General features: G+C 39.4%; 14 protein-coding genes. 4 read left to right on the top strand and 10 right to left on the bottom strand.

Annotated elements, in window-relative coordinates; genetic code table 11:
• Positions 1-19: 19 nt before the first annotated feature.
• The 5 genes from AB669_RS14490 to AB669_RS14510 are packed head-to-tail and all read right to left on the bottom strand — an operon-like array spanning position 20 to position 4,728.
• Positions 20-997 (bottom strand): MoxR family ATPase, encoded by a 978-nt coding sequence (locus AB669_RS14490; protein ID WP_047800004.1) that lies wholly within the window; start codon positions 995-997, stop codon positions 20-22.
• Complete coding sequence (locus AB669_RS14495) at positions 978-2,168, bottom strand: DUF4350 domain-containing protein (protein ID WP_047800005.1); 1,191 nt, start codon at positions 2,166-2,168, stop codon at positions 978-980. The genes AB669_RS14490 and AB669_RS14495 overlap by 20 nt, the downstream gene beginning before the upstream one ends.
• Positions 2,165-2,893, bottom strand: a complete 729-nt coding sequence (locus AB669_RS21605; protein ID WP_053058420.1) for a DUF4129 domain-containing protein — start codon at positions 2,891-2,893, stop codon at positions 2,165-2,167. The genes AB669_RS14495 and AB669_RS21605 overlap by 4 nt, the downstream gene beginning before the upstream one ends.
• 1 nt (position 2,894) lies before the next feature.
• Positions 2,895-3,776: a hypothetical protein gene (locus tag AB669_RS14505; protein ID WP_047800006.1), complete on the bottom strand. Its 882-nt coding sequence runs from the start codon at positions 3,774-3,776 to the stop codon at positions 2,895-2,897.
• 1 nt (position 3,777) lies between these two features.
• The gene (locus AB669_RS14510) at positions 3,778-4,728 is read right to left on the bottom strand and encodes a stage II sporulation protein M (RefSeq protein ID WP_047800007.1); all 951 of its coding nucleotides are present in this window, start codon (positions 4,726-4,728) and stop codon (positions 3,778-3,780) included.
• Positions 4,729-4,859: 131 nt separating this feature from the next.
• Here AB669_RS14510 and AB669_RS14515 point away from each other — a divergent pair, with 131 nt between their 5' ends.
• Positions 4,860-5,600, top strand: coding sequence for an RDD family protein (locus AB669_RS14515; RefSeq protein WP_047800008.1), 741 nt, complete (start codon positions 4,860-4,862; stop codon positions 5,598-5,600).
• On the opposite strand, the gene AB669_RS22585 is transcribed toward AB669_RS14515, so the two are convergent.
• The 5 genes from AB669_RS22585 to AB669_RS14535 form a co-directional block, all read right to left on the bottom strand.
• A complete protein-coding gene (locus AB669_RS22585) occupies positions 5,597-5,923 on the bottom strand; it encodes a DUF2752 domain-containing protein (protein WP_082120686.1) in 327 nt (108 codons plus the stop codon). The genes AB669_RS14515 and AB669_RS22585 overlap by 4 nt on opposite strands.
• Before the next feature lie 12 nt (positions 5,924-5,935).
• The gene (locus AB669_RS14520) at positions 5,936-6,436 is read right to left on the bottom strand and encodes a DUF5684 domain-containing protein (protein WP_047800009.1); all 501 of its coding nucleotides are present in this window, start codon (positions 6,434-6,436) and stop codon (positions 5,936-5,938) included.
• Between the two features lie 84 nt (positions 6,437-6,520).
• Entirely contained in the window at positions 6,521-7,186 is a 666-nt protein-coding gene (locus tag AB669_RS14525; protein ID WP_231582684.1) for an SGNH/GDSL hydrolase family protein, read from the bottom strand.
• A gap of 103 nt (positions 7,187-7,289) precedes the next feature.
• Positions 7,290-8,012 (bottom strand): lipoyl(octanoyl) transferase LipB, encoded by a 723-nt coding sequence (gene lipB, locus AB669_RS14530; RefSeq protein ID WP_047800011.1) that lies wholly within the window; start codon positions 8,010-8,012, stop codon positions 7,290-7,292.
• Positions 8,013-8,023: 11 nt separating this feature from the next.
• Positions 8,024-8,671, bottom strand: coding sequence for a 4'-phosphopantetheinyl transferase superfamily protein (locus AB669_RS14535; RefSeq protein WP_047800012.1), 648 nt, complete (start codon positions 8,669-8,671; stop codon positions 8,024-8,026).
• Positions 8,672-8,742: 71 nt separating this feature from the next.
• Between AB669_RS14535 and dcd the strand changes: the two genes are divergently transcribed.
• From dcd to AB669_RS14550, 3 genes are all read left to right on the top strand, one after another.
• Positions 8,743-9,279, top strand: a complete 537-nt coding sequence (gene dcd, locus AB669_RS14540; protein ID WP_047800013.1) for a dCTP deaminase — start codon at positions 8,743-8,745, stop codon at positions 9,277-9,279.
• Positions 9,280-9,468: 189 nt separating this feature from the next.
• Entirely contained in the window at positions 9,469-12,159 is a 2,691-nt protein-coding gene (locus tag AB669_RS14545; RefSeq protein ID WP_047800014.1) for a carboxypeptidase-like regulatory domain-containing protein, read from the top strand.
• A gap of 72 nt (positions 12,160-12,231) precedes the next feature.
• Complete coding sequence (locus AB669_RS14550) at positions 12,232-12,993, top strand: enoyl-CoA hydratase/isomerase family protein (protein WP_047800015.1); 762 nt, start codon at positions 12,232-12,234, stop codon at positions 12,991-12,993.
• The last annotated feature ends 41 nt before the right edge of the window (positions 12,994-13,034 follow it).

The raw sequence follows: 13,034 nt of genomic DNA on the forward strand, positions 1-13,034 counted from the left end.
TTATGTAATATGTGAATGCTTATCTTGGAACTTCGATTTGCCTGATGATCTGGTTAATAATATCATTTGTCGTCAGGCCTTCCATTTCTTTTTCAGGTGAGAGCAGTATACGGTGGGTTAGAACCGGAGTTACTACCGCGATTATATCATCGGGTGTTACGAAATCACGTCCTTGAATCGCTGCAAGGGCCTTTGCACTGTGTACAATTGCCAGTGAAGCCCGGGGAGATGCGCCGAGGTACAGCGCAGGATTATGGCGTGTTTCATTCACTATTTTCGCGATAAATTCTAACAATTTAGGCTCTACAAATAAGTTCCGTACAATAGCTCTTGCAGCCAGGATCTGATCGACAGACAATACCGCTTTTACTTCGCTCGATAAAGTTTTGTTCACCAGGTGGTGCTGCGCTGTCAGTATTGCAGTTTCTTCCTCCAGGGATGGGTATTTGATCTCAATTTTCAATAAGAAACGATCCAGCTGGGCTTCGGGGAGGCGATAGGTACCTTCCTGCTCAATCGGGTTTTGGGTGGCCAGTACCATAAAAGGCTCATCCATTAAATAGGTAATGCCATCAATGGTCACCTGGCGTTCTTCCATTACCTCAAACAAAGCAGACTGTGTTTTTGCAGGGGCACGGTTGATCTCATCCACGAGAATAATATTACCAAATATCGGACCTTTTCTAAACTCGAAATCTCCGGTTTTGGTGTTGAAGATCGGTGTTCCAAGTACGTCTGAAGGCATTAAATCCGGCGTAAACTGTACCCTTGAAAATTGTGCATCAATTGATTTGGCCAGTAACTTGGCACTTAGCGTTTTTGCAACACCGGGAACACCTTCAATGAGCAGGTGTCCATCAGCGAGCATGCCAACAATTAAAAAGTCTATAACCTGTTTCTGTCCAATAATAATATCGCCAAGTACATTTCTGATCTGATTAACTGCCTCGTTTAAAGTGGTCAGATCTGTACGCTGGTTAAATTGTTCCTGCTCCATTTCTAGTTGTATTTTTATAAAATTGTTCAATACTGTCATTTAAAGCAATCAGCTCATAATCGCTCAAATTGCTCATTTTTGGAATTTGAATAAAATACCTGGTCAAGGTTTTTGCTGATATTTCATTTATTCCGGTTTTTTCTTTTAAAATTTCTGCAAAGCCACTCTCCATATCATTGGTTTTAAGGTGGTATCTGCTGCGTAGGTATTCAAGAAAATAATTAATTTTTTTTAAGGCGATATCCAGGTTATTTCTTTCATGATAATAAACACTTCCCACTACATTGACAAATTCAACGGATGAATTTTTGTAGGGGTCTGCTACAGGAATTATTCTTTGCCTGCGTTTCATGTCATACAAAACAAACAGAATTAAGCTGAAAATGGCGAGGTAATAAGCCCAGCTTAATTCAGGATGTTCAAAGAAAACCCTGAGTATATCGGTAGTTTCATTCTTTTTTTCTGCAAAGTACTCGTCAAAAATAATCCGGTTGCTTGTTTGGATATAACTAAGTGTTTTTGCAGCATATTCGGCACCATATTTATCAAGTAAGGTAAAATTGGTATAAAAGCCCGGCTCTGCTACCAGGTACAGCGCCCCTTTCCCAAATTGATATTTCACAAAGTTGGGCTGTTGCAAACCATTTACCCCCAGTACGATTGCCTTATATTTATCTATTGCACTGAAATACTGGCTACCTATTCCCCGTTTAAATCCGTAACTCGATTCGGTTTTGAGATTTCGATTGGTGAAGTTGAGTATCCTCCCCTCCTGTGCCAAACCTACATTTGTTTTCAGTTTGAGTTCACTGGCCATTTTACCAAAAGAATAGCTGGCAATGAAGATTGAATTACCAGCGTTCATAAATTTCTTCATCTCTCCAAAGTCAGTTGTACTGATTTCTGCTTTCTGGGCAACTATAAGATAGGTAGAGCCTGTAACTTTTGTATTTTTAAGGGTATTGTAAACAGCTAATTTCGATTGTTCCACAATCACCTTTGGTGCAATGTCCCTAATCCTGTTGTGCAAGATATAGGTACCATAGGGAATTTTATCATTACCGAGGTAGGTAGGCGCCCAGTTGGTGGGTGTAGGCTTGTTGTAGAGCGCAACCAGATAAGCCAGGATGAGCAGCACTCCAATAGCAAAAATGATTTTATAACCTTTCATTTAATCTGTGTTTTAAACTCATTAAACAATTGGTTGATTGGTTGAAAATTATGACTGTCTATAGGGAAATCGCCATACCAGATGTAGTCGAACTGAATGGTTAAACGGCTAAAGTTGTTTCGCAATTCAGGTTTACTGATTTCCATCAGGTAGTTGTAATTGGTTTTATCAGGTTGCCATTGAATGATCTGTGCATCGCTCAGTTTTTTTAACGACTGAAGATAGAGCATCCTTACTGCAAGGCGATACTTGCCTTCACTGATCAGGCGATTAAGCTCCTGATCATAATCTATGTCGTGGATATTTTCAGTAATTACATCATATGGTAATATTGTTTCCTGCGATCTCTTGCTAAAAATATTTTCTGCACCCACCATCTTAATGACAATGTAAATGATAATGGCTACTCCGGCACCGATAAAGAAATACTTTAAAACATAATTAGATGCGGCACCAACAAACAGTCTGCCTATTATAGCCCATACCATCATCCAGAATTTGTCCCACCATGATAGTTGTTGTGCCTGATTATCGTCGTATTGAAATTCTTTTTGATCCTGATAGTCTCTTATCGCCTCTCTGTTAAACTTTGCTGGTGCAATATCACTGCTGTCTTTCCGTAAAGCTGTATCGGCTTTTACGGGTTTTAAAGCCTGTGCATGAACCTGGGCAGGATGGAGATAGAGCACAAGTAAAAAAAGAAACCCGGCAAGAAATCGCAGCATATTAATATTCTTCTGGTCGGTGATCTGTTGGTTGTTCAGTATTTCCGAATTGCGTAATACGTTCCATTAATCCGAGGCTCTCCTTTTGTTCCACCAAACTGAAATAGGATAAGGTTATGGTAATGATAGGGACAATGAAAAATACCTGGCATAACGATTGAAGTACTGTGGTGATCATGGTGAGTGTTAATGACATTTGTGGAGACTTGTGTGAGAACATCCCTACCATGTTGAATAAACTTGTAGGTAGTACAACCATACTCATGCAGGCATACACAATGATCCAAACGATTACAATTGTGCCAAATGTTACCCAGAAGTTATCCTTCACCAGTGCAAAGCTTCGGTTAAAAGCATAGCCTAGTCTGCTGTTTTCAATAATCATAATGGGATAAACCATGCACACGTAAGGGAAGAGCCAGAAAAACGGAACGAGACAAAATAACATCCCTACTCCCAATAATAGTGACAGTACAATCGAACTCCAGAAAACCCTGAAAAAGTAATATTTAAAGTATCCCCAGACTTCATCTGTTGTAGGTATCGCATTTCCTTTTTGCACGTAGATGGCGATATATGAATGTACTGCCACGGTCATGCTGGTGTATGAGATGATAGTGAAGAAGATGGACAAAAAATATTCGATTCCATACATCGACCCGAAAGCGAAAGCACGGGTATTATCTACACTGACATTGTTTATCACATTAACCATTTTGTATTGTTGCAATAGCATTGTTGCCATACTAGCCAGTACAAAAAGTCCGCAAAACATAAAATAAATTTTGATAAGCGGCTTGAAGTTTTGGCGCATGAAAGTAAATGTATCATTAATGACCTGCCCGAAATCTCTTCTTTTTTTAAATTCAAGTGGTGTTAGCATATTAATTAACAGTCGTTTTTTTAGATAATTTGAGGGGATAGATAATCACATACCAAACCATAAATGCTGCGGATATTAAGAGTATCAGCGAACTTAAGATCCATGGCATTTCGGTGTGTCGGGTAACAAAGCTTTCGAAAATTGCGGCGACGATAAAGATGGGTACCAGGCCGATGACCATTTTAAGTCCGTCTTTTGCCCCTTGTAAAACGGATGCTTTCCTTGTATAAGTTTTAGGAAACAAAAAGCTATTACCTAAAACCAGGCCAGCGGCGCCGGCCAATACAATTGCTGAAATTTCCAGTGTTCCGTGGATCCAGATGACAAGAACAGATTGGATACCCAGACCTTTACTGAAAAAAAAGTATTGGAAAGATCCCAGCATAATGCCATTTCTAAACAAGGAAACAATGGTGCCAATAGAAAAAATAATACCGAGAACGAAAGTATAAAGGGCTACGAAAATATTGTTGGAGCCAATTTGAACGAACATAACAAGTTCATTCTGATGTTTATACACGCCGAACGGATCGCCTTTTGCAATGTTCTCATTAGTCATGTTTACGTATTCATCTCCCATAATGAGGCGCACGAAGGTGTCGTCGTATTTTGCAGAGAGCACACCAATTGCGCAGGCCACCAGAAAAAAGGCCAGGGCATAAAAGATTTGCTTTCGGTGAACAAAAAAAAGTAGCGGTAGTTCTGTTTTCCAGAAAGTGATAAAGCGGCTGGTTTTTTCTTTTTTATTTTTATAAACCGATTGATGGAGTTTTGAAGCCAGTCCATTTAGATAAGCTGTTGTTTTTGAATCGGGATAAAAAGTTCTGGCATAAGCCAGGTCGTTAGTGATTTCTATGAATTGTGTCGCAATTTCATCGGGATTAGCCTGGCGCATATTTTCATATCGCTGCCATTTGTCTGAATTTTGTTTAACAAATAATGCTTCTCTCATGTAAAGGCGTTACCAAATCTTGGGTTAAAATAGTTAAATTTTCAGGGATAAAAAAAATGCTGGGCGAAAAGTCGGTTTATAATTTTTGCAGGAGCTATGGAGATCTCCTTAAAAAAAATTATGTTTGATATATGGATAGCATCAGAATTAACACTTCTCAAAATATAGATATCGATTATGAAATTGCAGGTTTAGGAGAGCGGATTGCCGCCAGGTGTATAGATATCGGGATATTTTTAGCACTGGCCGTGATTTTTGTAGTTTTAATGCTGATCGCGCAGATGGGCATGTCGGGATATGCTGCCATGACTCTGTTTTTTGTGTACATGGCTATTTTTGTTTTTTATGACCTGGTTTGCGAGATGGTGATGAACGGGCAAACTGTTGGTAAACGGGTAATGAAAGTAAAGGTAATTAGTATTGATGGTACCCAGCCAACCTTCAGTCAGTATTTAATGCGGTGGTTATTTCGGGCAATAGATTTTGGTTTTCCCTTCGGTTGGGGAGTGGTAGCGCTTGTGGCAGTAGCAGTAAGTAAAAACCATCAGCGTTTGGGAGATATGCTGGCCAAAACTACTTTGATTAAAACAACACCCCGTACGCAGTACCAAAATGTTGCATTTAGCTTTGTGTTACCGGAGACATATGAAGCGCAATTTAAAGAAGTATTACACCTTTCTGATCGTGATGCAGAACTGATTCATGAGGTTTTGATTGGTTACTATCAAACCAACAATACTGAACTGATTTATGCTCTGGCGGCAAAAATCAAATCTCATATCGCAGTGCAGGTACCTGCCGGGATGAATGAACTACAGTTTCTCGAAGCAGTATTGAAGGATTATAAACACCTAACTTCAATCGATCACTAAGCAAAAAGCATTTTGTATATGTAAGAGAACATGATTATGTTCCCTGTGATGATCACTAAAGGTTTAAACAGGAAATATTTCCGGTTCTTTGGGAAATTGTAGAAGAACAGTCCAGACAGGAATGAAATGATAATAGAGATGCTTGGGGGGTATAGAAGAAAGCTTTTAACAAAGTCTCCCGTGATTAATGCTACCAAAGATCTCTGGAAGCCACATCCGGGACAGTCAAGTCCTGTAATAGTTTTAAAAGGACAGGGTAGTAAATGATTTTGCAGCCAGTTTACAAATGAAACTAAGCTGCAAAATACTTGTAAGGTGATCATGAAATAAACGAATTATACCACTGGTGGCTCAGGTTTATCATTCCCGTTATTAAATGGGTTATTGGGTTTATTAAATGGATTGTTCGGGTTGTTGAAAGGATTATTTTGTGGATTGCCAAAACCACCATTCTGAGCTTCCGCAGCAGAAGGGCCTAAATACGTCGCATTTCCAAAACCTAATATTGGCCAGAAAATGTAAGGGAAAATAACCAGTCCTACCGTAAATCCTTCTGATTTACCAAAGCTCTTGCTTACAAGATTGTAAAGCCAGATTGCGAATACAATGTTTACGCAAGGAATAATTAACCAAAGAATCCAAATCATTGGTTTGCCAACAATTTCAAGTAAGATAATCAGGTTATAAATAGGAATGATGGCAGCCCATCCTGGTTTACCGGCCTTTTCAAAGACCTTCCACATTCCGACAATCATTACGACCAAAATGGCCAGATAAAAGATAACAGCACCAGCGCCAATTCCTGCGGCTACACCGCTTGCTTCATAGTCATTCATAAGATAGGATTTAAGTAATTAATTTAAATAGTTAAACTAAAGTAAAATATTTAATTTACAATCTAAATAAATGAGCTTACAATTTCACTTTAGAATGCTGCTAACCCTTGAAAATAAACTTTGTGCCCATTCGCCATACATCTTTGCACTCGGGTGCAAACCATCTGATGCAATAAGCGAAGGATCGGTTTTTGCTCTTCGGGATGCCGTGGTTATAGTCGTGTAATTTGCCCCAGCTGCAAGTGTAATTTCTTCGTTAGCTTTATTGAATTCATCAATTTCCTTCGCAATAGTCTCTGGATTTTTTCCGGAACTTTTTGCGAATGGTGTAACTCCCCAATCCGGAATGGAAACAACAAAAACTCTGGTCTTATTTCCACCTGCAAATGCGATGGCCTTTTGGAGCAACTCTGAAAACTCTTTTTTATAGGTATTTAAAGGATATTCCCGGTATTGGTTATTGACTCCTATCAGAAGGGTGACGAAACTGAATGTAGTAGTGATGTTTTCGGTCGCGATTGCAGTTTGAAGCTCATTTGTAGTCCACCCGGTTTTTGCAATGATTTTTGGATCAGCAACCTGAAAGTTATTATTTTTCAATAGCTGCTGAAGTTGATAAGGAAAGGACTCAGACTGGGTGACAGATTCGCCTATTGTATAGGAATCACCTAACGCCAGGTAAGTGAATTTCGCTTTTTGTGCTGATGTATCCTGTGTGATGATTTGAACTGGTTGCTTCGTGTCCGACATTTCTGCTTTTTTAGTACAGGCCGAAGATAATAAAGAAAATAAAATGCAGGTGGCAAGTTTCATAAAAGAACTTACGCAAAGTATGGGAAAAAAGATTTGCCGGTTAAATCAGTGCCATCTTAAACAAATCTGCAATATGATTTTTGAGTTTTTCTTCTACCTCCTCCAGATTTAGCTCATATCCCAGTTCGGCTTTAAGTGACGTTACGGCTTTATCATCAATACCACAGGGAACAATATTTTTAAAATAATTGAGATCTACGTTTACGTTGAAGGCGAAACCATGCATGGTTACCCAACGGCTGCAGCGAACACCCATCGCACAGATTTTACGGGCTTTGTCATTATCCGGATCAAGCCATACACCAGTATATCCCGGGTATCTTCCCGCTTCAATGCCGTAGTCTTTTAAAGTCAGAATAACGGCTTCTTCCAGGGTGCGAAGGTAAAGATGTATATCTGTGAAGAAGTTGTCGAGGTCTAAAATCGGATAACCTACAATTTGTCCTGGTCCGTGATAGGTAATGTCGCCTCCCCTGTTAATCTTATAGTAGGTTGCCTGCTTATCTTTAAGCCCCTGCTCATCTAACAACAGATTTTCAGGATGGCCACTTTTACCAAGCGTATAAACATGAGGGTGCTCACAGAAGATCAGGTAATTCGACGTGGGCGTATGTGTGTTATTTAGCCGGTTTTCAGTTTTAATCGCTACCGTTTTATTCAGCAAATCCTCCTGTTTGTCCCAGGCTTCCTGATAATCTGTTAAGCCCCAGTCTATAAATTGAGTGGGTATCAAAATCAAATCCTTTCCCGCTGTTTCTTTCATCACAAATATGTTTAAGAAGGATTAGCTACGTAGCCCAACATATATCCGTCTTTCGTTTTAAAATAATTTACATCCAATTCTCTGGTGCCTGCTGGCAATTCAACAATCGCACTTAAACTGCCTTCATTTTTAAGTTTAAATGGCTTAATATGAATATGCGCTTTAAACTCTAGTCCTTTTTTGCCATGCCATTTGTAAATGGCCTCTTTGGCACACCAGGCTACATATAAACCTTCTATGTTGTCGCCAAGTTGCTTTTGAGCAAGTTCAACGTCGCTTAAAAACTTGTGTTTTATTGTTTTTATTTTATGTTTGATTAACTCTATATCAACCCCCACTGCATGCTCTTTGCTGATCATCACAGCGGCATAATCATAAGAGTGACTTAAAGAGATGTGGTAGTCGAAATTAACCAGGTAAGGTTTTCCATCTCTATCGAACTGGCAATCAATATATTCATCAGTATTCAACATTTTTCTGAGCAGTAGGCGAGTACTTAGCCAGTGCAGCAATCTTTTGCCACTGTTTAATGATGAAATAATATCCAGTTCGTGTTGTTTCAGCTGTAAGCCAGCCAACAGTTCTTCTTCGGTTTCCTCAATTTTCCAGATTGCCAAAACCGAATGCTGATCAATATCTTTGTTGTAAACTATTGGCATTTATTTAATTGGAGATTACATGCAAAATTATCTTAAATAAATGATAATTTAGTCCAAAAATACGCATAAAAATGATATTATCTGATAGCAGAATATTAGAGGAGATAGATAAGGGAACAATCATTATTGAGCCATTTAAACGCGAGTGTTTAGGCACCAATTCATACGATGTTCATTTGGGTAAATATTTAGCTACTTACAAAAACCGTGTTCTGGATGCGAAAGCCCATAACGAAATTGAACATTTCGAAATTCCTAAAGATGGCTTCGTTCTTCAGCCGGGAACATTATACCTGGGTGTAACGTTGGAATATACGGAAACACATGCGCATGTTCCATTTCTGGAAGGTAAAAGCAGTACAGGTCGCCTGGGAATTGATATTCATGCTACAGCCGGAAAAGGAGATGTCGGTTTTTGCAATACATGGACTTTAGAAATCTCTGTGGCACAACCAGTAAAAATATATGCAGGAATGCCCATAGGTCAGCTGATTTACTTCGTAGTTGAAGGGAAGATCGATACCATGTACAATACCAAGGGCAATGCAAAGTATAACAATAAAACCACCCGACCTGTTGAAAGCATGATGTGGAAGAATAAGTTTTAATTTTCATAATACCCATTTATATAGCGTTTACAGCAGCATAAGCTCAAAAATTGTAGGGGGATTTTCAGTTATTAAAGTCCTATTTTGCAGTCGATTGTAACATTTCGGTTAAAGTCGAAATTCATTAGAACTTCATCGAAATATGCCTCAGGTTTTGTACCTTGAGGCATATTTATTTTACCTCGACACATGAAACTCAAAATTACATTAACGCTCTGCTTTTTTATTGGATTATTTGGTTTTACGGCATTTGTATCAGATGATGATCCCTTTGCAGAATTACTCAAAAAGTTTGAAGCCTATACCAATAACTATCCACAGGAAAAAGTCCATTTACATTTAGATAAACCTTATTACGCGATTGGTGATGATATCTGGTTTAAAGCTTACGTTTTGAATACCAAAACGGCGGCACCGTCAAATATCAGCAGGATTTTATATGTAGAGCTGATTAATGAAAAAGATTCCGTTAAAAAAATGATCAAACTTCCTGTGATGGGAGGAATCACCTGGGGTGACTTCAAACTTACGGATTCGCTTGGGGAGGGTAATTATAGAATCCGCGCCTACACAAACTACATGCGTAACTTTGGCACTGATTTCTTTTTTGACAAAACCATCAAAATAGGGAATAGCTGGGCCAATAAAGTTTTTACGAAAACAACCTATAGCTACAGTAAGGAAAACACCACCGATAAAGTTGCTGCAACCATTCATTTTGAAGATAAAAATGGTATTGCGTATAGTGAAAATGATGTAAGCTATGATGTGCAGCTGGATTATCGTTCTGTTGCAAAGGGGAGGGCAAAGACTGATTTACAGGGTAATGTGACCATCAACTTCACAAATAATCAGTCTTTCCAGAATAAATCGGGCAAAATTTTGGCTACACTTACCCTTGCAAATAAGGAGAAGATCGTTAAATCCATTCCGATCACATCGACCTCAAATGATGTGGACGTTCAGTTTTTTCCTGAAGGAGGAACGCTGGTTGAGGAACTGCCGCAGAAAGTGGGGATAAAGGCCATTTCAGCCAATGGACGTGGAGAGAACGTTGAAGGCGCAATTGTAGATAACGAAGGCAATACGGTTACTACTTTTTCGACTGCTTATCTGGGTATGGGTAATCTTGTATTTAATTCTCAAAGCGGAAAAACCTACACTGCCAAAGTCAAATTTAAAGACGGTTCAGAGAAAACATTCAAGCTTCCGGTGGCGGCCAAAAGCGGCTATGCAATTGCGCTGAATAATACTGACACCAGTAAGGTTGTACTCAGGATAATGGCGAGTGCCGATCTGGTAAATAGCGCAGAGTTGAAAGTAGTGGCACAAAGCGGAGGTAATGTATATTATGTTTCCAAAGCGAAGATGGACAAACAAGTATTGTTAGCAAATATTCCTAAAAAGAACCTACCGGAAGGGATTGTTCAATTTACCCTGTTTTCGGCAAATAATCAGCCGGTTGCTGAAAGATTGATATTTAACCATAATAAGGCTGATTTCATAGATCTTAATCTGGGCACTTCAGGCGTATCTGCACAAAGAAAAGGCAAGGCCAGTTTTGCTTTTGATGCCAGTAATGGTTCCAGCCCGGTGTTGGGTAGTTTCTCTGTGGCGGTTACCAATGCCAGTAAAGTTTCGCCCGATGAGGATAATGAAAGCAATATCTACACTTCGCTGTTACTCACCTCAGATTTGACCGGTTATGTAGAAAAACCTAATCATTACTTTTTAAAGGAGGATGTTCAAACACAGAAAGAACTGGACAACCTGATGCTTACGCAGGGATGGAGAAGGTTTTTATGGAAAAACGTCATTAGCAATGTTGGTCCGAATATTACCTACAAGCCAGAGCAATCCATTACAGTTAGCGGAACTGTAATGAAAGGGAATAAACCGGTGCCGAATGGTAAGGTAATGCTGATGGCCACAAAAGGTACGATGTATATTCTGGATACCGTGACCAATGCTGAAGGAAAGTTTGTTTTCGATAACCTGAGTTTTAGCGATAGCACTAAGTTTGTGGTGCAGGCCAGAACAAAAACCGATCGGAAATTTGTCGAAATTAATCTGGATGTTATCCCCGGGCAAATTGTAACCAAGAATAGAAATGGTGCTGAAGTGGATGTTAATGTCAATAATACGCTGATGAAGTACATTAAGGAGAGCGACAACTATTTTAACGAGATGACGAGGTTAGGCCTGCTCGAAAAAACAATCAAACTGGATGAGGTGACCATTACCGAAAAGAAAAATCCGGCGAAGAACTCATCAAATTTGAATGGGGCGGGCCGTGCTGATTATGTGATGACAGCGGCTGATCTGTCGACCTGTGTTACATTATCGCAATGTCTTCAGGGACGCTTGCCTGGGGTCATTTTCCGTGGGAATATCCCTTATCTTATGCGCAGCCAGAATACCCCAATTCAGTTGATTGTGGATGGAATGCAAATGGAGGCTGATTTCCTGGATAACGTTTCACCTATGGATGTAGAGTCAATTGAATTATTGAAAAGTATCGGCAATACAGCTATTTATGGTTCGCAAGGTGGTGGTGGTGTAATCATTATTACAACCAAACGTGGCGACGGCGGGAGAACCTACGATCGCTACGCTCCGGGTATTGTAACTTTCAATCCAAAAGGTTTTTCGGTTTCGAGGGAGTTTTATGCCCCTAAATATGATTCTGCTAATAATAGCAATAAAGCCGACTATAGAACTACCATTTACTGGAATCCACAGGTAGTGGCTGATAAAGATGGCAAGGCCAAATTTGAATTCTATAATGCCGATGAGCCCGGTACTTACCGGGTAGTAATTGAAGGTATAGATGCTGTTGGGCATTTAGGAAGAAAAGTTTACACTTATGATGTAAAATAGCTAAAAATAAATAAATTTGAATATTATGCAAGCATAGCTGTTTGTGTAGTGTTCAAATTTTAAATCCGAAACATGAATACAATTAAGGTAAGTGTAAAAGATCGTTTAGCCACCATTACTTTAAGTCGTGGTAAGTCTAATGCCTTAAACCGGGAGCTGATTACTGAACTTGACGACATGCTCAAAAACATTTCTGCAGACGATAATATTGGCGGCGTAATTTTAACAGGCACAGCACCTTTTTTCTCAGCAGGATTGGATTTGGTAGAGCTGTACAGTTATAACGAAGAAGAAGCAAAATCTTTTTTCCAGTTATTTTTTGGATTTACAGCCAACATCGTTTCTTTCAAGAAGCCTTTAATTGCTGCTATAAGCGGGCACAGCCCGGCTGGTGGATGCGTAATTGCTCTGGCTTGCGATGCACGGATTATGGCAGAGGGACAATTTATTATTGGTTTGAATGAAGTTCCTGTAGGTATTATTGTTCCCAATAGTATTTTTCAGCTTTATTCATTTTGGTTAGGGAAAGCTGAAGCCTCAAGAAGTTTATTAACCGGTAAATTATACCAGCCTGAAGAAGCACTTTCAGTTGGCCTGGTCGATGAGCTGGTGAAAAATGAAAGTTTACTTACTGCTGCTGAAAGGAAAATCAAAAAGTTTATGGAGCTGGAACGTAATACGTGGTCGGAAAGTAAATTAAACATCAGAGCCGAACTCATCGCGGCCATGAATGCAGATCAAACTGAAACGCTTGAAAAAATGTTGAAGCAATGGTGGTCGCCAGCTACACGCCATATCCTGAAAACTATTCTGGAGAGTCTTCAGCGAAAATAATCACTTTAGGGTTTTCTACCATCTATCTACTATTTTTCACC

Source organism: Pedobacter sp. BMA, from assembly GCF_001027745.1.
GTDB lineage: Bacteria > Bacteroidota > Bacteroidia > Sphingobacteriales > Sphingobacteriaceae > Pedobacter.

Excerpts from the sequence above, each read along its gene's own strand:
- AB669_RS14520 (WP_047800009.1), bottom strand. The coding sequence starts at position 6,436 with ATGAATGACTATGAAGCAAGCGGTGTAGCCGCAGGAATTGGCGCTGGT.
- AB669_RS14495 (WP_047800005.1), bottom strand. The coding sequence starts at position 2,168 with ATGAAAGGTTATAAAATCATTTTTGCTATTGGAGTGCTGCTCATCCTG.
- AB669_RS14515 (WP_047800008.1), top strand. The coding sequence starts at position 4,860 with ATGGATAGCATCAGAATTAACACTTCTCAAAATATAGATATCGATTAT.
- AB669_RS14490 (WP_047800004.1), bottom strand. The coding sequence starts at position 997 with ATGGAGCAGGAACAATTTAACCAGCGTACAGATCTGACCACTTTAAAC.
- AB669_RS14510 (WP_047800007.1), bottom strand. The coding sequence starts at position 4,728 with ATGAGAGAAGCATTATTTGTTAAACAAAATTCAGACAAATGGCAGCGA.
- AB669_RS14525 (WP_231582684.1), bottom strand. The coding sequence starts at position 7,186 with ATGTCGGACACGAAGCAACCAGTTCAAATCATCACACAGGATACATCA.
- AB669_RS21605 (WP_053058420.1), bottom strand. The coding sequence starts at position 2,893 with ATGCTGCGATTTCTTGCCGGGTTTCTTTTTTTACTTGTGCTCTATCTC.
- AB669_RS14550 (WP_047800015.1), top strand. The coding sequence starts at position 12,232 with ATGAATACAATTAAGGTAAGTGTAAAAGATCGTTTAGCCACCATTACT.
- AB669_RS14535 (WP_047800012.1), bottom strand. The coding sequence starts at position 8,671 with ATGCCAATAGTTTACAACAAAGATATTGATCAGCATTCGGTTTTGGCA.
- AB669_RS22585 (WP_082120686.1), bottom strand. The coding sequence starts at position 5,923 with ATGATCACCTTACAAGTATTTTGCAGCTTAGTTTCATTTGTAAACTGG.
- lipB (WP_047800011.1), bottom strand. The coding sequence starts at position 8,012 with ATGAAAGAAACAGCGGGAAAGGATTTGATTTTGATACCCACTCAATTT.
- dcd (WP_047800013.1), top strand. The coding sequence starts at position 8,743 with ATGATATTATCTGATAGCAGAATATTAGAGGAGATAGATAAGGGAACA.
- AB669_RS14545 (WP_047800014.1), top strand. The coding sequence starts at position 9,469 with ATGAAACTCAAAATTACATTAACGCTCTGCTTTTTTATTGGATTATTT.
- AB669_RS14505 (WP_047800006.1), bottom strand. The coding sequence starts at position 3,776 with ATGCTAACACCACTTGAATTTAAAAAAAGAAGAGATTTCGGGCAGGTC.